Below are 18999 nucleotides of genomic sequence, written 5' to 3' on the forward strand. Positions count from 1 at the left end.
GTAACCATTATTTACGGTCCTTGATCGGCACGAATTCCAGGTCTTCCGGACCCACGTAGTTGGCGCTCGGGCGAATGATCTTGTTGTCGATGCGCTGCTCGATGATGTGGGCGGCCCAGCCCGAGGTGCGCGAAATGACGAACAGCGGCGTAAACATCGCCGTCGGCACGCCCATCATGTGGTACGACACGGCCGAGAACCAGTCCAGGTTCGGGAACATGTTCTTGATTTCCCACATGACCGATTCCAGGCGCTCGGCGATGTCGAACATCTTGGTGGAACCGGCTTCCTGCGACAGCGAACGCGCCACTTCCTTGATGACCACGTTGCGCGGGTCGGAAATCGTGTAGACGGGGTGGCCGAAGCCGATCACCACTTCCTTGTTGGCGACGCGCTCGCGGATGTCCGCTTCCGCTTCGTCGGCATTGTCGTAGCGCTTCTGGATGTCCAGCGCCACTTCATTCGCGCCGCCGTGTTTCGGGCCGCGCAGCGCGCCGATGGCGCCCGTGATGGCCGAGTGGATGTCCGACCCCGTGCCGGCGATGACGCGGCTGGTGAAGGTCGAGGCGTTAAATTCGTGTTCCGCGTACAGGATCAAGGACGTGTGCATGGCTTTTTCCCACGACGCGGACGGTTTTTCGCCGTGCAGCAGGTGCAGGAAGTGGCCGCCGATCGAATCGTCGTCCGTTTCCACTTCGATGCGCTTGCCGTTATGGCTGTAGTGGTACCAGTACAGCAGCATGGAGCCGAACGACGCCATCAGGCGGTCGGCGATGTCGCGCGCGCCCGGCGCGTTATGGTCGTCCTTTTCCGGCAAGGTGCAGCCCAGCACGGACACGCCCGTGCGCATCACGTCCATCGGATGGGCGGCGGCAGGCAGCGCTTCCAGCGCCGCTTTCACGGCCGACGGCAGGCCGCGCAGGGACTTCAGCTTGGCCTTGTAGCCTTTCAGTTCGGCGGCGGTCGGCAGCTTGCCGTGCACCAGCAGGTAGGCGATTTCCTCGAACTCGCAGCTGTCGGCCACGTCCAGGATGTCGTAGCCGCGGTAATGCAAATCGTTGCCGGTCTTGCCGACCGAGCACAGCGCCGTGTTGCCGGCGGTGACGCCGGACAGGGCGACGGATTTTTTAGGCTTGAAAGTGGCGGCTTGCGGTGCGTTCATTGATTTCTCCAAAAATTGACTAGTCTCGGTTGCGTCACTGCGGGACCGGCTTGCGGTCCCTGCTTCTTTCTTTATTTCTTTTGCGCGGCGAACAGCGCATCGAGCTTTTGCTCGAAGTCGTGATAATTGATCGATTCATACAGTTCCATGCGCGTCTGCATGGTGTCGACGACATTCTTTTGCGTGCCGTCACGGCGCAAGGCGCGGTAGACGTTGTCCGCCGCCTTGTTCATGGCGCGGAAAGCCGACAGCGGGTACAGGGCCAGGCCCACGTGGGCGCTGCGCAGTTCGTCCAGCGTGAACAGCGGCGTGGCACCGAATTCCGTGATGTTGGCCAGAATCGGCACGTTGACGGCCTTGGCGAACGTGGCGTACATGTCCAGGTCCGTGATGGCTTCCGGGAAGATCATGTCGGCGCCCGCCTCGACGCAAGCGACGGCGCGCTCGAGGGCCGCTTCCAGGCCATCGACGGCCAGCGCATCGGTGCGCGCCATGATGACGAAGTTCGGGTCCGTGCGCGCATCGACGGCGGCCTTGATGCGGTCGACCATTTCTTCCTTGCTCACGATTTCCTTGCCCGGACGGTGGCCGCAGCGCTTGGCGCCCACCTGGTCTTCGATGTGCAGGCCGGCCGCGCCGAACTTGATCATCGATTTCACCGTGCGCGCCACGTTGAAGGCGGAGGCGCCGAAGCCTGTGTCGGCATCGACCAGCAGCGGCAGGTCGCACACGTCGGTGATGCGGCGGATGTCGGTCAGCACGTCGTCCAGGCTGGAAATGCCCAGATCGGGCAAGCCCAGCGAACCGGCCGCGACACCGCCGCCGGACAGGTAGATGGCCTTGTAGCCGGCGCGCTTGGCCAGCAAGGCGTGGTTGGCGTTGATGGCGCCGACGACTTGCAACGGGGATTCTTCCTGGACGGCCTTGCGGAATGCGGCACCTGCGGAGTATTGAGTCATGTGTTCACCTTATGGGTTTCGGATGGTCGCGAATGTTTCACGGAGTGGCTATGAGCATCAATATTGCAAATGCCGTGCCAGGCCAGCGCGGCACGGCGAAAAAGCCGTGACCGCAGATTGAAAACAAGGGACGCTGCGCTGGCCAGCGCCGTTCCAGCACTGTGCCGCCAGGGAACAGCGACGTCACGTTTGCCATGTGCAGCGTTTCATTTTTGTTTCAATATTTCATTTTGAAACATTATATTGAAACATGAAACAACACTGAGGGGAAAGAGGCAGGCCGACGCGCGGCCGGTAGCGCGCAAAAAAAACAGCCGGCGGATGCCGGCTGCGGGAACACAATGACTGAAAGAATAAAGAACTAGGCCAGCCGCACCAGCGGATTGGCGATGATGTTGTCGATCTGGCGCACGGCTTCTTCGCAGGCGGCGGCGATGGCGCCGTCCTCGTCGTCGCGCACGAATTGCATGGTCGAGCCTTCGAAGACTTCCAGGCCTTCCGCGGTAGCGCGTTCGATGTCGCAGCTGGCCGACCATTTGCCGTCGGTGGTGGGCACGGCCAGGGGAACGATTTCCCAGCCTTTATAGTGAATTTTAGAACTGCTATTCATGGGGTGCCTCCTTGGTGACTGACTCAATACTGGAAATCGTAGCATGAAGCGGGGCCGCTAGCGACGTGTTTCACGCGCCAGCGGGCAATCGGGCTAAACGATTTACGCTGGCTCAAGGACGCAGCAGATTGTCGACTTCCGTCCTGGCCACTTCCAGGCCAGCCGTGCAAGCGGTCTCGGGGGCCGCGTAGCCGCCCAGGGTGCGGCTGCGCGTGATCGCTTGCGCCGCAGGTTCGCCATCGCGCTGCAGGCGATAGGTAAAATCCCATAAATCGTCATTGTCCTTTTGCGGGGTCACGGAAATCGTAAAACCACGGTACTGTTCGCTGCGTGCAGTGATATCGTTCATGAATTCCTCCTTGGAAGAATGAGGTTACCATGCTGCAAGCGCCAGGGTGCGCACGACTGCGACGGGCGCTTATCTGTTTTTCGCATGCCAAATGTCACTTCGCAGCATTTTTTCAGCGAACTCTGGCGATATAATGCTATTCCCTTGCCCGCCCCTTGCTGCCGCGATGACTCCACAAATTCAAGCCTTCTTCGACCCCGCCACCGCCACCGTCACCTATGTTGTCTACGAGGCCGATGGCGGGGACTGCGCCATCATCGATTCCGTGCTCGATTACGACCCCAAGGCGGGCCGCACCTCGACCGCCTCGGCCGACAAGGTGATCGCCTTCGTGCGCGAACACGGCTTGCAGTGCCGCTGGCTGCTGGAAACCCATGCGCATGCCGACCACTTGTCCGCCGCGCCCTACCTGCAGCAGCAGCTGGGCGGCGACGTGGCCATCGGCGCCGCCATCCAGACGGTGCAGCGCGCCTTCGCCGCCGTCTACCACCAGGATGGCGCCAGGGCCGACGGCTCGCAGTTCGACCAGCTGTTCGCGCCCGACCAGGTGTTTCATATTGGCAAGCTGGAAGTGCGCGCGCTGCACGTGCCCGGCCACACGCCGGCCGACCTGGCCTATCAGATCGGCGACGCCGTCTTCGTCGGCGACACCCTGTTCATGCCGGATGTCGGTTCGGCCCGCTGCGACTTTCCCGGCGGCTCCGCTGCCCTGCTGTACCGTTCCGTGCAGCGATTGCTGTCGCTGCCGCCGCAGACGCGGCTGTTCATGTGCCACGACTACCCGCCCAACGGCCGCGCGCCGCGCTGGGAAGTGACGGTGGCCGAACAGCGCGCCGGCAACATCCATTTGCGCGACGGCATCACGGAAGAACAGTTCGTGGCCATGCGCACGGGCCGCGACGCCACGCTGGACATGCCGACCCTGATCCTGCCCGCTATCCAGGTCAACATCAACGCGGGCAAGCTGCCCGAGCCGGAAGACAACGGCGTGCGCTACCTTAAAATACCGCTGAACGCGATCTGATTGGCTCGGGCACTCCCCGCCCGCAGCTCTTCCTTTCTTGATACCACGCAAGTTCCACCTCAGGCAATCCGCATACAGTGCAGATTGCCTGGGTTTGCTTGGGCGCAGCTATTTTTCCTTCCCCATCCTGGATGGAGCGCCCGCATGTCGCCCGACCCTACGCTCGATACCAATTGCATCCTGCTCGCCGAAGCCGAAGGCACGACCTTGTTCAGCCATGCGCTGCTCAAGGCCGTCACGCGATTGCCGCGTCCCGGCATCATCATCTTTGTGCACGGCGTCAATTCCGACGGCGAATGGTATGAGCAGGCCGAACAAGGCCTGTGCGAAGGCCTGAATGCCCGCCTGAAACGCCGCGACGAGGACCTGGCAATCCCCGGCCCGGCCGCCGGGCAGATGCAGGCTGCCACTTACACACGCGAATTGACGGATGACGGTTTCCTCAACCCCAAGCGCAATGCCACCACCTTCCTGCAGGCCGACGACGCCAATTCGCCCGTGATCCGCTTCCGCTGGGGCTACAAGGCCAACGGCGAGGAATTGCAGGCATTTGGCGACGGCATCTATCTCAACGAAAAGAATTACTGGGGCGGCGGGCCGTTCGCCAACGGCTGCAGCGCCCTGCCCGATCTGTGGGGCCAGGGCTTGTCCGAGGAACTGTTCCTGTGGATGCATATCCAGCACATGAACCCGACGAATGACCGGCAAGTGTATGCCTGCCCGCCGCGCCCGTATTTCGTGTTCGCCGCGTGGCGCCTGGCGCATCTCGTGCAATCGATCAGGGCGTGCCAGCACGACGCACCCGTCACCATCGTCTGCCATAGCCAGGGCAATATGGTGGCCATGGCGGCCGCCTTTCTCGGTGAAACGCTGGGCGCTTCCGCCGTGGCCGACAGTTACGTGCTGTGCAATCCACCCTACAGCCTGCTCGACAGCAATTTCACGGAAAACTGGGTCAGCGGCCATCTGAAGGATGAACATGGCAATACGGGCCGGCAAAAGTACGAAGCACGCACGCAAACCTTGAAAGCGTTTTTCGACATCCTGCGCACACGCTCGGCCATGCAGCAGGATGCCGCCTTTGTCGACGAGTGCAGCGCCAATCGCAAGCCTGAACGCAAGGACAGCTACACGGCGGCGTTCGACCGCGCAGACCACGGCTTGCATGGCTCCACCTATGTGTATTTCAATCCGCACGACCAGGTGATTTCGGCCACGCCCGTGCAGGGCATAGGCTGGCGCGGCATGTCGGCGCAGGAAATTACCGATACGGGCGGCGAAGGCGTCTTCACGCAGCGCGTGTTTGCACAAAACCACCTTGTTGGCCAGGAAAATGAAAAGGACTACGATATCTGGCAGCGCCATGGCCAGCCCTTGACGCCGGACAGCCTCGATTTCTGGCACCCGCGTTCACTGGTCGCCGAGTACTCGATCGAAAAGGGCATGCGGGCCAGCAAAGGTATCGGGCGCAAGATACTGACCTTTTTGTTCGCGCCCATCGTCATCATTCTCGCCAAGACTGCCGGCACGCGCATCAACGCCCTGCCGCCCAAGTCCTGGCGGCTGCCGATGAAGGCGCCCAAGCTGCCCGAGGCATTCCTGCCGCACTCCAAACGCTTCGCCGACATCAGCGAACAATTTGACGAAGGCTGCGATGCCCCGGCCGACTCCCTGCACAAGGACCGCGCCGCCGAAGCCGATGACGCGTACGCGCCCTACCGTTCCCAGGGCAAGGGCGATGCGCAAGCCGAGGCGGCGCTGCGCTACGAACAGAATGGCATGCTGCGCATGCAGGCCAGGCGCGACGGCTTGGTCGAAAAAGGCAAGCCTGTGACGGCGGTGGACAAGCCGGAGGAGGCCAGCAAGGAATTCAATGCCTGGCGCAAGAACGAAATTCAGAACTACCTGGCCGCAAACATCGACACCCACGCCACCGATCACTCGACCATCATGACCAATCCCGAGCATGCGCAAAAGGCACTGGCGTATGACGTGGCGGTGGGGGTGTGCACGATCAGGCAGGAGGCGTTGCGCAAGTTACGGGTTGCGGCGGATTGGAGTCTGCTGAAGGGTGCATCTTTCGAGTCTGGAGAGTTCTTTGAATACTACGACAATGGCACATTTAAAAATGTATCTTTATTTACATGGGCAAATGACAAAGACAGCCCTGCCAGAAAGCCAAAAGACATCATAGACGAGCGTCAGAACGCCAGGCCTACCGACCCTTCCACCAACTTTGCGCTGAGGACTGACGGTGCGTAAGTTCATTGCCACGCCGCGCCAGCGATTGGCCTGGGCGCTCGCCGCATCTTTCATTGTCATTTGCCTTGCGCTCTGGCTCAACTGGCCAAGCTATGCAGATCACCAGACTATCCATTCACCTGGAGAACTCATGAAACAGTTCCTTGCGCTGCCCATGCTCGCCGCTGTCGCCCTGTACGCACTATTGACGGCCTGCGCCGTGCAACCTGTGCAGAAGGAAGATGATCTCCCAAAAAACACGACCCATGCTCCCTTCCGGGCACAAGTGGTGGGCCTGCAGTGGCTCAATCCGCTGCAGCGGCTCGACTATCCAACCGAGTGGCAACTGCTATGGACGTTGGGTCTGGCCAAACCCAACAAGAATGACGATATGGTCAGGACGGATCCCAGGGGCTTCAGTACCCTGCAGGCCGTCGCCCCCATTGCTCACGATCTCGATGGCACGGAAACGTTCAAGGGTTATCACCATAAATATCTGCGCGAGCTGATGAGCAATTTCCACGATATTTATTATTCCAGCCCCACCTACTTCTACCATGTCTATCCCAAGGATAAAAAACAGAACTGGCGCGAACTGGCGGGTATCCGCGTGGAATATGCCTTGCCTGAAGGAAAATTCGATCTGACAGAAGTACACCAATTCACGCAGCAAACCATCACCAACACCTTCAGCATCGGCAACACCCACTTCCCCACTCTCTGGACCCGCGCCACCCCACCCGACGTACGCATCACCCTGGGCGGCAACAATGCGGGCTTCGCCTCCCTGCAAGCCGCGCTGGCCTACCTGGAAGCGCATCCGCAGCAAACCGTGTGGGTCATGAACTGGGATGCGCCGAGCCGGCCAAAAACCATGCAGATCAATGAAAACCTGGTGCTGCTGGTGCTGGCCGGCCCCGATTACCAGACGGAGCGCGCGGCGCTGGCGTGGATAGGCTATCCGGCCACGAAAAGCATGGCGGACTTTGCACTGGCCAAGGACCAGCCGCCGCGCGGCGTGCAGGCCTGGCAGGCGCTATTTGCCGAGGCGGCACGCCATGGCGGCAAGACGGAAGAAGACATCGGCTACGTCATCCACGATGCCAATAAAACCCTGCCCACCTCCTCCGACCGTCTGGGTCAGCTGGCGCACGCGCTGACACTGGAAGTACCGGATTTCGACTTCCTGCCGCAGACCTTCAATACGCCTGCCCTGCTGGGCGAAATGGGTGCCGGCACGGCGCTGACCAATGTCGCCCTGGCCATCGCCCATGCGAACCACGTCGGCAAGCCGGTACTGGTGGCGGGCACCAGCGATCCTGCCAGCGTCACGGGCGTGCTGGTCTTGCCGCCGGCCAGCGTGCGCCCCATCAATCACGACAAGCCATGGTTCCGCGCGCGCGGCGAAAACAATGCGTATCTGCCGTGGTGGGGCATCCGCCACGATGCGGCGGACGATATGCAGGGCTACTCGCAGTGAGGTGGATTGATGGCTTACGTAATAAGTCAGCGCGAACTGCGCACATTGGCCGCCGTCGCCGCTTTCGCCATGTTTGCGCTATTGACGGCCTGCGCCGTGCAACCTGCGCAGAAGGAAGACGATCTCCCAACACTCACGGCCCACGTTCCCTTCCGGGCACAAGTGGTGGGCCTGCAGTGGCTCAATCCGCTACAGCGGCTCGACTATCCGACCGAGTGGCAACTGCTATGGACGTTGGGATTGGCCAAGCCCAACGAAAATGACGATATGGTCAGGACGGATCCCAGGGGTTTCAGCACCCTGCAGGCCGTCGCCCCCATTGCCCACGATCTCGATTGCACGGAAACGTTCAACGGCTATCACTATAAATATGTGCGAAAATTAACCAGCCTATTTCATGACATTTACTACTCCAGCCCCACCTACTTCTACCACGTCTACCCGAAGGATAAAAAACAGAACTGGCGCGAACTGGCAGGCATCCGCGTCGAATATGCCCTGCCTGCTGGCAAGTTGGACCCAGAAGAGGCAAGAAACACTACGCGCGAACGCATCACCGACACCTTCAGCATCGGCAATGTCAATTTCCCCACCCTCTGGACCCGCGCCACCCCACCCGACGTGCGCATCACCCTGGGTGGCAACAATGCGGGCTTCGTCTCCCTGCAAGCCGCGCTGGCCTATCTGGAAGCGCATCCGAAGGAAACCGTGTGGGTCATGAACTGGGATGCGCCGAGCCGGCCGAAGACCATGCAGATCAATGAAAACCTCGTGCTGCTGGTGCTGGCCGGCCCTGATTACAAAACGGAGCGCGCGGCGCTGGCGTGGATAGGCTATCCGGCCACGAAGAGCGTGGCCGATTTCGAACCGGGCAAGAACAAGCCGCCGCGCGCCGTGCAAGCGTGGCAGGCCGTATTTGCCGAGGCGGCACGCCATGGCGGCAAGACGGAAGAAGACATCGGCTACGTCATCCACGATGCCAATAAAACCCTGCCCACCTCCTCCGACCGTCTGGGTCAGCTGGCGCACGCCTTGAGCCTGGAAGTGCCGGGCTTCGACTTCCTGCCACAGACCTTCAATACGCCGGCACTGCTGGGCGAAATGGGTGCCGGCACGGCGCTGACCAATGTCGCCCTCGCCATCGCCCATGCGAACCACGTCGGCAAGCCCGTGCTGGTGGCGGGCACCAGCGATCCTGCCAGCGTCACGGGCGTGCTGGTGTCGCCGCCGGCCACGGTGCGGCCCATCCATCACGACCAGCCGTGGTTCCGCGCGCGCGGCGAAAACCATGCGTATTTGCCGTGGTGGGGCATCCGCCACGACGCGGCGGACGCTATGCAGGGTTACTCGAAGTGAGGAGACAAGCCGCCCCTTATTCCGACTGCTCCGGCGCCCGCCCGATCTCGCCGTCGAGATTGGCCAGGAACCACGCCAGCGACGACATCAGCGCCACGTTGCGCTTGAGGTTTTCCGGCTCGACCTTGTCCAGGGTGTCGGCCGGCGTGTGGTGGTAATGGAAATAGCTGTGGCTGTCGACCAGCGGCTCGAAGCTGGGCACGCCGCCCGTTTCCAGGCGATGCAGGTCGCCCGTGCCCAGCGCGTCGCGGCGCGTGAACGCGTGCGCGCCCATCGGCTGCAGGGCGGCGCGCAGCGGTGCGAACAGTTTTTCCGACTTCGGCCCGACGCTGGCGAGGATGCCGAACGGGCGGCCGGCGCCGCTATCCATCTCGATGGCCGCGTATTGTTTACCGAGCGCCTGCTTGTGGGCCTCGAAGTAGGCCTGGCCGCCACGGCCGCCGTTCTCCTCGTTCATCCAGGCGATCACACGGATGGTGCGGCGCGGGCGGTAGTCGAGCTTTTTCAGGGTTTCCACCACGCCCATGGCCGCCACGACGCCGGCGCCGTCGTCGTGCGCACCGGTGGCCAGGTCCCAGGAATCGAGGTGGCCCGAGACCACCACCACTTCGTCGGCCTTGTCCGTGCCCGGCCAGTCGGCGATCACGTTGTAGCTGTCCGCTTCCGGCAGGTTTTGCGGCGTCAGGGTCAGGTGCATTTTCAGCGGACCGCGCGCGGCCAGACGGCCGATCAGCAAGGCGTCTTCCACGGTGACGGCAGCGGCGGGAATGCGTTTATTCTCGTCCAGGCCCGTGGCGCCCGCGTGCGGGATGCGGAAGTTCGCGCCGCCGACCGAGCGCACCAGCGCGGCGGCCGCGCCCAGTTCCGCCGCCGTTTTCGGCCCGAGGAAGCGCGCGCGCGAACCCTGGCCATACGTGACGCCGGCCAGGCCCCGCTCGGCCATCTCCTGGTCGAACGGCGTGTCGATCAGCACGATGGTGCCCTTCACTTCCGCCGCGCGCGCCTTGAGTTCATCCAGGCTCCTGACGATGACCACGGGCGCCGTCAGGCCGGCGGCCGGCGTGGCGCCGGAGCCGCCCAGGGCCGTGAGCACCACGCGCTGCGACACGCCCTGCGGACGGCCCGCATAGTCGACGATTTCCGCCGTTTCCACGCCGCGCACCCAGTGCGGCACTTTCACGGGCTGCAAGGTGACGGTGGCGCCCAGCCGGCGCATGGTGTCAGCCACGTGCTGCACGGCGGCGGCCGCGCCGGCGGAGCCGGACAGGCGCGGGCCGATCAAGTCCGTCATGTCGGCCAGACGGGCGTAGGCCCAGTCGCTTTGCAGCGCCGTATCGCGCACCTGCGCCAGCGCTTGCGGCGTATTGCCCGGTGCGGCGGCAAAGGCGCCGGCGCTGACGAGGCAGCCAAGGGCGATGGATAAAACGGAACGGCGCAATGGCGCGCCAGTCAGGATGGTAGGCATGTGATGTCAGTTCCAGTCAACGAGGTCGAAGCGGGTACGCCGTGGCCATGGGCAAGGCGCGGCTGTCTACGATAGCGTATTTATTCTGTCATTGCAGCAACTTTTACCGGACCGATTGCCTCTTGCCCCCAGAGTCGATTACCATGAAGATTCGTGATCGCCACCGGAAACCGCCATGCTCAAGGGAACCCTCTGCTCCATCCGGCATTTGCAGGCCGCCGACCTGAATACCTATATTTCCCTCGTCAACGACCTGCCCTCGCGCGGCGAGTTTTTCTCGATGCAGTTCAAGTCGCCCGAGGCCATGCGGCGCGACTTCCTGCAATCGGGCTTTGTCACCGAGGACAGCGAGTTGTTCCTCATCGAAGATCACTCACAGCACATCATCGGCACGATCACGCACTTCAAGAGCCGCACGCCAGCCTCGCGCGAAATCGGTTACCGCCTGTTCGACCGGCAGCGGGACGGGCGCGGCTACATCAGCGAAGCGACGCGCCTGGTGGTCGATTACCTGTTCAGCGCCTATCCGTATCACCGGCTGGAGCTGCTGATGGACCCGCTGAACATCGGCTCCGAGCGGATCGCGCAAAAGAACGGTTTTACCCAGGAAGGCTTGATACGCCAGGCTTTCTTTATCAACGGCGTGATGCGCGACGTCAAAATGTACAGCCTGCTTCGTCCCGAATGGCAGGCGCGCCGGCGCTGACTTGTTACCGCCCCGCCCCGATTGTAATAAGTTGTATTAGACGTGGAACAAGCTTGCGGCAGCAGATATAGTCCAGTTCATGCAGATCATTGTGATCTCGCCGGAATGGAAGGAAATGCCATGTTGAACAAGAAACTCCTGGGTGCGGTAATGGTAGCGGCAGTGGCTGTGTCTTCGGCCGCAGTCGCCGGTGACCGCGACTTCAATACCGTTGCAGGCGCCGTTGTCGGGGCGGCCATTGGCAACAGCACCGGCGGACGCAATGGCGCCATCGTCGGTGGCGTGCTGGGCGCCGCCGTCGGCAACAGCATCAGCACGAATGACCGCTATTACGACCGTGGCGGCTATCGCGGCGGCTACCGCGAAACCTATTACGCGCCTGCGCCGCAACCGGTGTACTACGCCCCGGCGCCGCAGCCCGTGTACTACGCGCCGCCACCGCGCTACTACGGCCCGCCGGCTGTCGTCTACGTGCAGCCGGGCCGCGGCTACTACCGCGACCATGGCCGCTACGACTACTATGACCGTGGCCACGGTCACGGGCATGGCTGGGGCCATCGCCGCTAAGCACCGCCCTGCACCATGAAAAACCTGCGCCAGCCTGCTGCCGCAGGTTTTTTTGCGAAACAGGCAAGGTATCGCACCTGCACGATTTCGGCTAAGCTGTGTCCTACGATCAACATTGCTGGCCGCCTGGACCGCACCAACCGATGCATTTAATCAAAGACGAGCTCGACTTTGGCCCCTGGCTCGATGCCGCCGCCGGCACCAGCGTGGGCGCCGGCGCGATGCCGCGGCGCGAGAACCAGGATAACTTCCTGCTGATCGATGCCAGCGGCCACGCCGTCTGCCTGTCGCGGCAAGCGCCGTTCCACTGCCAGGTACCGGGCTGGCCGCGCGGCCATGTGCGTGCCGCCGTGCTCGACGGCATGGGCGGCCACGGCCATGGGCGCGAAGCGGCGGAAGCGGCCGTGCAAGGCTTGCTGACCATACCCGCCTGCCTCGACGCAGCCAGCCTGGCAGCCAGGCTCGACCAATTGCACACGCGGCTGCAAGACACCTTCGCCAGAACCGCGCCAGCCCAGGCGCGCCCGCCCGGCACCACCCTGACCTTGCTGGAAGTGCCGCCCGGCGAAGCGCCGCTGCTGTATCACGTGGGCGATTCGCGCCTGTATGAAATTGCCGACGGGGTTGCCAGCATCCTCACCGTCGACCACGTTCCAGCCACCGTGTACGCCATGCGCGGCGCGCTCGACGAGGCGCGCTGGCGGGCCGCCGTGCATGGCGAGCACCATCCGCAAATCTCGCAGGCCTTCATTTTAGGCAACGCCATCAGCGACAGCCTGCAGCTCGACAAGCCGCTGCGCGGCCTTGATGCAGCCACCTTGCCGCCCTTCCTGGCGCACCTGGGCGACCGCCGCGTGCTGCGCGTGCGCCCCGGCGCCCACTACCTGCTGGCCAGCGACGGCTTCTGGGCCTGCGAGGATCCGCTCGCCCTCACAGCCCGCTGGCCTGCCTTGTGTGCCGGCAAGACTGCGGCTCAGGCCGTCAGCACCCTGTTCGACGACTTCCTCCTGCATCCGCCAAAAGGCTTGTATAGCGACAACATTACCGTGGTGGTGCTGCGCTTCGATGCGGCATTCACCGTCCCAGGCGGCTAGCGGCCAGGTAGCCGGCCGTGGCCGACACGGCCGACAGCACGGCGCCCCACGCCATGTCGATCGCCGTCAAGGCCAGCGGCCAGTCGCGCAAGGTCGCATAGTTGCTCAAATCATAGGTGCCGTAGGCAAGCAGCCCGAGCAGCATGCCCAACGCCGCCGCCGTGCGTCCGCGGCGCGCCCGCAAGCCGGGCAAAATGGCAAACACCAGCAGCCCCGCCACGTACAGCAGGTAAAACAGCACGGCCGGCCCCCAGCGTGGCGTGTCCGCCAGCAACGGGCCCAGCGCCGCGGCGTATACGGGTTTCATCAGCACCGCCAGCCACAGGGCGTCGACGGCCACGAAGACGCACAAGGTGGCGCCATAGGCAATGGCAAGCTGGAATGGGCGTTGGGCAGGCATGGTCATCTTTCGGCGTCAGGCGGCGTTGTGGGCAACAGTTGCGCCAGCATAATGCAAAACGCCGCCACGCTCACGTCGGCCCGCATCAATGCAGCAGGCAGTGAACCATGCCCGTGGCGCGCGGTCTGATGGAAAGACCTCGCCAACGTCATAGGAGCATGCCATGAGCAACACCATTGCTACACCGCAGGCCGGCGCCGCCGGCGCACCCGACTACGCCGCCATCAAGCAACGCCAGCAAGCAGGCTGGGCCAGCGGCGACTTCGCCGTCATCGGCGTGACCCTGCAGCCGGTCGGCGAATCGCTGGCCGAGGCCGCCGATATCCGCGCCCTGGAAGACGTCATCGACATTGCCGCCGGCAACGGCAACGCCACCTTGGCGGCGGCGCGGCGCTTTGCCCGCGTCGTGTCCACCGATTATGTGCCGGCACTGCTGGACAAGGGCCGCGCGCGCGCCGAGGCCGAAGGGCTGGCCGTGACCTTCCGCGTGGCCGACGCCGAAGCCCTGCCCTTCGCCGATGCCAGTTTCGACGCGGCCCTGTCGACCTTTGGCGTCATGTTCGCGCCGGACCACCGGCGCGCGGCCAGCGAAATGCTGCGCGTACTGCGTCCCGGCGGACGCATAGCCATGGCCAACTGGACCCCGGACGGCTTCGTCGGACAACTCTTCAAGACCATCGGCAAATATGTGCCGCCCCCGGCAGGCGTGGTGTCGCCAGCCCGCTGGGGCGAAGAAGCGTATGTGCGCGACCTGTTCGGCCAGGCGGCCGAACAGGTGCACAGCCAGCGCAAGGTCTTCAATTTCCGCTACGCCTCCGCGCACCACTGGGTGCAGGTCTTCCGCGATTATTACGGCCCCGTCCACAAAGCTTTTGCCGCGCTGGACGCGCCTGGCGCCGAGGCGCTGGAGCAGGAACTGTTCGCCTTGCTCGAACGCCTGAATACGGCGGGCGCCCACTCGCTGGTGGTGCCGGGCGAGTATCTGGAAGTCATCGTCAGCAAACGGCGCAGCTGAACCCAGCAGGATTATCGATATCAAAATAACATATCCGGAAAGACATAAGATGTGTTTTTGAGCAATAGTTTCCATGGCATGCATGGCAAGATGTGACCAAGGGGATGAATTTGGGCAAAAAGAGCGCAGTCCGGCGCCGCGGAAGTTGCCAAGCAGGCGCAAAAGCGCGTAAGCTCTCATGTATAACAGAGGGCGCAATGTCCCCGCTCGATTCGAGTCAGAATGTCATGAAAAAATGCAGCAACCCGGCGCACCCGCACTGTACGTTCTGGGTCTTGCCTGGGGAAACCGTCTGCGCGGGCAACCATCCGCAGGCGACGAATGCCCCCAGCAGCTACGACCTGTTGACCGCACTGCGCAGCACCCGTTCCGAGCCATCGGCAACGGCGCTTCCGCACGCCCGCGCCCATGCCCGAGCTACTGCTATTCGCGATGCTGCTCAAACGGTGACGAGCCCCGTGCCGGCCTCGCCCTCCGCCGGCCTGCCAGCGTTTACCCCAGTGCCAGTTGCGCAGCCTGCCACTGCGCCCGCCTACCAGCCGATACAAGCGCACCTGCACATCAGCGGCTTCGACCCGCGCGCGGCAGGCGGACGGCAAACCCTGAAAATGGAATTGCGCGGCATGAGCGCCGCGTGCGCGCCGCAGCTGACCTTGCGCCTGCGCTCGGATCTGATCCCGCGCGGCGCCGTCCAGCATGATTTCGTGCGCACCACGCGCGGCGACTGGCGCCCCGTGTTTGTCGAGTTTTCTTCGCGTAACAAGGAACATGGGCAATACCAGATCGAGGTCGAAGTGCACAGCCACGTCGACGGCGCCGTCGCGCAGAAATGGGTGTGCACGTTTGTCATCCTCGTGCCGCGCCGCGACGCCACCCTGACGGAAATCCACCAGATTTTCCTCAGCACGCACAAGAACGTGCGCGTGATGGCCGACGACGCCTCGATCGCCCGCGTGACGGGCGGCGACGGCTGCAACCTCGACGTCACGGCGCGCAATGCCGGCATCGCCCACGTGGATTTATCCGCGCCGCAAGGCAAGATCGACATGGGCTTTACCACCATCGCCTGGGACGAGGAGTTGATCGAAGTCGACCTGCCCGCCGCCAGCCACTGCCATCCGCACCCGAGCCAGGCAGCCTGCCTCGTCAATGCGGCGCCGGAAGCGGGCGAACAGCGCCAGATCCGCCTGTTCGCGCTGGAAGAATGCATGCTGGGCCGCTTCGAGCTGGTGGACCCGGAAGCCGACGTGCTGCTCAGCCATTTCAGCCCCGACGGCCAGGACAACAATGGCTTGACGCGCCGCCTGTCAGGCCGCCATGCCATCATCCGGCGCGGCCAGCAAGGCTTTGAAATCGAAGACGTGTCGCGCTACGGCGTGCTGCTCGACGGCGTGTGGCCCGGCAAGCACAAACCCGTCGCCCTGCGTCTGGGCATGCGCATCGAATTGTCCGCCAGCATCAAAGGCATCGTCGTGCTCAGTGTCACGGCCCTGCTCGCGCACGGCGTGATCCTGCACCGCATCGACCACGGCGCCCGCGCCGAGTGTTTTTACCTGCTGCTGCCTGAGGCCCAGCCTGCACCGGCCAGCCACCTGGCCACGCCGCAGGCCAGCTGCCTGCCCGTACTATTCCACCGCCATGGCGGTTTCTGGCACCTGGACACGGCCAGCGGCAAGGAAACCGCGCTGGCCCCGGTCACGGCACTCGACAAGCTCAGCGGCTTCGCCCGGCACAACCGTTTCGCCAGCGAACCGTATCCGGAATGCTGGATCATCCGCACCGAAGGCGCGGCGCTGTGCGATAGCACCATGCAAACTGCCTGATACAACGCCTCCCGCCACCTGACCGCTAGCGTCTGAAAAATGGTCAGAGCAAGGCGCGCTGCCGAAGACAGTACGAATGTACGGCAAGGCAGTGCAACGCAGCTATGGCTTCGGACGCTAGCGTGGTACCAGCACGAGAAAAATCATCGACAGGCCGAGTATAAACACCGCTTCCAGCGTAAACACGATGGCGGGAATCTGCAATTCGCGCGGGATTTTCATGGCGAAACCTCTTCCAAACGTAGCACTGCTTTCAGCATAGCGCGCCCGGCGCCAATTACATTATCAGCCGCATAACACTCTTGACCGGCCGGCATGCCTTGCCCGGTTCGCTGGCAAGGCGGCCCCGACACATAATTTAACACTTTAATAGCAGATATTGCGCAAATAGCCCCAACGACGCCCTTGCGTACTGTATATTCATCCAGTTAATATCCATGACATTTCACAAAACGCCCAGAGGGCGTTTTACATTTTCTATGGCTTCCAACAAAGCGCATCATGCGACCGGTTGGGCTGCCGGCGTGATCGCCGCGGCCCTCGTCGCGCACGCTGGCGCCGGCGGTCCCTATCAAGTGCTGAGCATGCTCGCCTTTGTCATGGGAGCGCTGGGCGGCACGGCGCCGGACTGGCTGGAAGTGGCCTGGTGGGCGCGCACGCACAAGCTGTGGATCACGCACCGCACGTGGACGCACTGGGGCCTGGCCTGGATCGCCCTGCTCGTCTACACGTATCTGCAATTGCCGCACCACCTGTGGGCGCCGCCCCTGTTCGGCTTTGCCGCCGGCGGCATCATGCATCTGCTGGCGGACTGGCCCAATCCGCTGGGCGTGCCGTGGATTTTCCGCCGCCACTCGCTGCGCTGGTGGAAAAGCGGCCGCCACGACATCATCGTCATCATCGCCGCCTGGCTGGCCGCCACCATCGTGGCCGACCACGTGTTTTTCGACGGCATCCACTGGCAGCGCACCGTGCTGGCGTTCGAGGGCCTGCTGCGCTGGTCCGCCACTGCCCTGCAGCAAGCCTGGGCGGATCTGCAACAGTGGCAGGAGCGCTGGCGCCTCGGTGGCGGACAGTAATTGACGCCGCCCGCATGGCAATGTGATAATGAGTATCATTCTCAAACAGCCCAGCCAGCCGGCACCCCGCGTTCCGTCAGCCCAGCCCATCCCTTGCCTGGAGAACGCAGTGAGTACCGTCAGTCCCACCCATGCCAGCCACCTGAACACCTTGTACAGCGAACACCACGGCTGGCTGTATGGCTGGCTGCGCGGCAAGCTGGGCAACCGCGCCGAGGCGGCCGACCTGGCGCAGGACACGTTCTTGCGCCTGCTGGGCAAGCACGACGCGGCACCGCTGCGCGAACCGCGCGGCTACCTGGCGACCATCGCGCGCGGCTTGCTGATCGACCGCTACCGGCGCCAGGCGCTGGAACAGGCCTACCTGGAAGCGCTGGCCCAGCAAGCCGAGCCGATATCGATCTGCGCCGAAACGCACGCCATCATCATCGAAACCCTGCTCGCCATCGACCGCCTGCTCGACCGCCTGGGCGCACGCACGCGGGCCATCTTCCTGCTGGCGCAAATCGAGGAGCTCAGCTATGTGGACATCGGCCGGCGCCTCGGCGTGTCCCTGCCCACCGTGAAAAAGCACCTGGTGCGGGCCTACACGGAATGCCTGATGCTGGCGGCCGGCTGATGTTTCCCCCTTCCATCCCGCAGTCAGCGCCAATCCCCCGCACGGTGCTGGCCGCCGCCGCCCACTGGCATGTGGAACTCCAGTGCGGCAGCGCCGACCCGGCCGCCCTGCAGGCATGGCGCGATGCCAGCGCCGAGCATGACAGGGCCTGGGAACTGCTGCAGCGCATGGACGGCCAGCTGGCCACGATACCGGCAGCGCTGGCAATTCCTGCCCTGCAGGCGGCGCAGCAGCGCCGGCGCGCCGCCGCGAAAGTGCTGGCCATGCTGGTGGCGGCCGGCGGCGGCATCGCACTGGGCCAGGCAGGCTTGCAGTCCGCACCCTGGCAAGCGTGGACGGCCTCCTTGCGCACGGCGCCGGGCCAGCGCCGTCACGTGGCGCTGGCCGATGGCGGGCGCATGGAGATGAACACGGACAGCGCCGTCGACGTCGATTACAGCGCTGCGCGCCGCCGCATCCGCCTGCATCACGGCGAAATCATGATCACGACGGCGCCCGATGCGCGCCCCTTCCTCGTCGACACGCCGCACGGCGTGATCCGCGCGCTGGGCACGCGCTTCGGCGTGCGCTGCGACGACGGTGGCAGCGTCGTCAGCGTCTTCGAACACGCCGTGGAAGTGCGCTGCGCGGCGCGCCCGGACGCCGTCCGCCGCCTGGAAGCGGGACAGCAGCTGCGCTTTAGCGGCACCGGTCTGGAAGCCGTGCTGGCCATGCCGGCGCACCAGGACAGCTGGCTGCGCGGCATGCTGGTGACGGCAGACTGGCCGCTGCAACGGCTGGTCACGGAACTGGCGCGCTACCGGCGCGGACACCTGGCCTGCGACGCGAGCGTGGCGCAACGCCCCGTCACAGGCACCTACCGGCTCGACGATATCGACGCCGTGCTGGAAAGCCTGTGCGCCTCGCACGGACTGCAAGTGACCTACTTCACGCGCTACTGGGCCACGGTGTCGGCCCGGCCGGCCTGACTATTTTCAGTTTTTTTGCGCCAGGGGTTGGTGTTTCGCTGCGCTGCTTCGGCTTGATAGGTAAGTAGCCGATTCATACGCC

General features: G+C 63.7%; 18 protein-coding genes. 12 read left to right on the forward strand and 6 right to left on the reverse strand.

Annotation, left to right across the window (positions count from 1 at the left end; translation table 11 throughout):
* Positions 1-7 precede the first annotated feature (7 nt).
* The 4 genes from prpC to ACQ4W4_RS00145 all read right to left on the reverse strand — a co-directional run bounded on the left by prpC (position 8) and on the right by ACQ4W4_RS00145 (position 3080).
* Positions 8-1162, reverse strand: a complete 1155-nt coding sequence (gene prpC / locus ACQ4W4_RS00130) for a bifunctional 2-methylcitrate synthase/citrate synthase (protein WP_436540297.1) — start codon at positions 1160-1162, stop codon at positions 8-10.
* Positions 1163-1233: 71 nt separating this feature from the next.
* Positions 1234-2121, reverse strand: a complete 888-nt coding sequence (prpB, locus tag ACQ4W4_RS00135) for a methylisocitrate lyase (protein ID WP_436540298.1) — start codon at positions 2119-2121, stop codon at positions 1234-1236.
* A gap of 361 nt (positions 2122-2482) precedes the next feature.
* Positions 2483-2731, reverse strand: a complete 249-nt coding sequence (locus ACQ4W4_RS00140) for a hypothetical protein (RefSeq protein WP_436540299.1) — start codon at positions 2729-2731, stop codon at positions 2483-2485.
* 112 nt (positions 2732-2843) lie between these two features.
* Positions 2844-3080, reverse strand: a complete 237-nt coding sequence (locus ACQ4W4_RS00145; RefSeq protein WP_436540300.1) for a hypothetical protein — start codon at positions 3078-3080, stop codon at positions 2844-2846.
* A 166-nt stretch (positions 3081-3246) separates the two neighbouring features.
* Here ACQ4W4_RS00145 and ACQ4W4_RS00150 point away from each other — a divergent pair, with 166 nt between their 5' ends.
* From ACQ4W4_RS00150 to ACQ4W4_RS00165, 4 genes are all read left to right on the forward strand, one after another.
* Positions 3247-4104, forward strand: coding sequence for an MBL fold metallo-hydrolase (locus ACQ4W4_RS00150; RefSeq protein WP_436540301.1), 858 nt, complete (start codon positions 3247-3249; stop codon positions 4102-4104).
* Positions 4105-4248: 144 nt separating this feature from the next.
* On the forward strand, positions 4249-6366 hold the full coding sequence (locus ACQ4W4_RS00155) for a T6SS effector phospholipase Tle3 domain-containing protein (RefSeq protein ID WP_436540302.1): 2118 nt from the start codon (positions 4249-4251) through the stop codon (positions 6364-6366).
* Between the two features lie 130 nt (positions 6367-6496).
* On the forward strand, positions 6497-7825 hold the full coding sequence (locus tag ACQ4W4_RS00160) for a hypothetical protein (protein WP_436540303.1): 1329 nt from the start codon (positions 6497-6499) through the stop codon (positions 7823-7825).
* 9 nt (positions 7826-7834) lie between these two features.
* A complete protein-coding gene (locus ACQ4W4_RS00165; RefSeq protein ID WP_436540304.1) occupies positions 7835-9181 on the forward strand; it encodes a hypothetical protein in 1347 nt (448 codons plus the stop codon).
* A gap of 16 nt (positions 9182-9197) precedes the next feature.
* On the opposite strand, the gene ACQ4W4_RS00170 is transcribed toward ACQ4W4_RS00165, so the two are convergent.
* Positions 9198-10646: a M20/M25/M40 family metallo-hydrolase gene (locus tag ACQ4W4_RS00170; protein WP_436540305.1), complete on the reverse strand. Its 1449-nt coding sequence runs from the start codon at positions 10644-10646 to the stop codon at positions 9198-9200.
* Between the two features lie 175 nt (positions 10647-10821).
* Between ACQ4W4_RS00170 and ACQ4W4_RS00175 the strand changes: the two genes are divergently transcribed.
* The 3 genes from ACQ4W4_RS00175 to ACQ4W4_RS00185 all read left to right on the forward strand — a co-directional run bounded on the left by ACQ4W4_RS00175 (position 10822) and on the right by ACQ4W4_RS00185 (position 13013).
* Positions 10822-11352: a GNAT family N-acetyltransferase gene (locus tag ACQ4W4_RS00175; RefSeq protein ID WP_436540306.1), complete on the forward strand. Its 531-nt coding sequence runs from the start codon at positions 10822-10824 to the stop codon at positions 11350-11352.
* A gap of 120 nt (positions 11353-11472) precedes the next feature.
* Entirely contained in the window at positions 11473-11919 is a 447-nt protein-coding gene (locus ACQ4W4_RS00180) for a glycine zipper 2TM domain-containing protein (protein ID WP_070289651.1), read from the forward strand.
* Positions 11920-12062: 143 nt separating this feature from the next.
* Positions 12063-13013, forward strand: a complete 951-nt coding sequence (locus tag ACQ4W4_RS00185; protein ID WP_436540307.1) for a PP2C family protein-serine/threonine phosphatase — start codon at positions 12063-12065, stop codon at positions 13011-13013.
* Here the strand turns inward: ACQ4W4_RS00185 and ACQ4W4_RS00190 are convergent.
* The gene (locus ACQ4W4_RS00190) at positions 12994-13413 is read right to left on the reverse strand and encodes a DUF2177 family protein (protein ID WP_436540308.1); all 420 of its coding nucleotides are present in this window, start codon (positions 13411-13413) and stop codon (positions 12994-12996) included. The two genes, ACQ4W4_RS00185 and ACQ4W4_RS00190, sit on opposite strands and share 20 nt — an antisense overlap.
* A gap of 163 nt (positions 13414-13576) precedes the next feature.
* Between ACQ4W4_RS00190 and ACQ4W4_RS00195 the strand changes: the two genes are divergently transcribed.
* The 5 genes from ACQ4W4_RS00195 to ACQ4W4_RS00215 all read left to right on the forward strand — a co-directional run bounded on the left by ACQ4W4_RS00195 (position 13577) and on the right by ACQ4W4_RS00215 (position 18917).
* The gene (locus ACQ4W4_RS00195; RefSeq protein WP_436540309.1) at positions 13577-14428 is read left to right on the forward strand and encodes a class I SAM-dependent methyltransferase; all 852 of its coding nucleotides are present in this window, start codon (positions 13577-13579) and stop codon (positions 14426-14428) included.
* A 227-nt stretch (positions 14429-14655) separates the two neighbouring features.
* Entirely contained in the window at positions 14656-16251 is a 1596-nt protein-coding gene (locus ACQ4W4_RS00200; protein WP_436540310.1) for an FHA domain-containing protein, read from the forward strand.
* A gap of 479 nt (positions 16252-16730) precedes the next feature.
* A complete protein-coding gene (locus ACQ4W4_RS00205; protein WP_436540311.1) occupies positions 16731-17330 on the forward strand; it encodes a metal-dependent hydrolase in 600 nt (199 codons plus the stop codon).
* 109 nt (positions 17331-17439) lie between these two features.
* The gene (locus ACQ4W4_RS00210; RefSeq protein ID WP_436540312.1) at positions 17440-17949 is read left to right on the forward strand and encodes a sigma-70 family RNA polymerase sigma factor; all 510 of its coding nucleotides are present in this window, start codon (positions 17440-17442) and stop codon (positions 17947-17949) included.
* Entirely contained in the window at positions 17949-18917 is a 969-nt protein-coding gene (locus tag ACQ4W4_RS00215) for a FecR domain-containing protein (RefSeq protein WP_436540313.1), read from the forward strand. The genes ACQ4W4_RS00210 and ACQ4W4_RS00215 overlap by 1 nt, the downstream gene beginning before the upstream one ends.
* The last annotated feature ends 82 nt before the right edge of the window (positions 18918-18999 follow it).

The sequence above is a fragment of the Janthinobacterium glycogeni genome, from assembly GCF_051380725.1.
Taxonomy (GTDB): Bacteria; Pseudomonadota; Gammaproteobacteria; order Burkholderiales; family Burkholderiaceae_D; genus Janthinobacterium.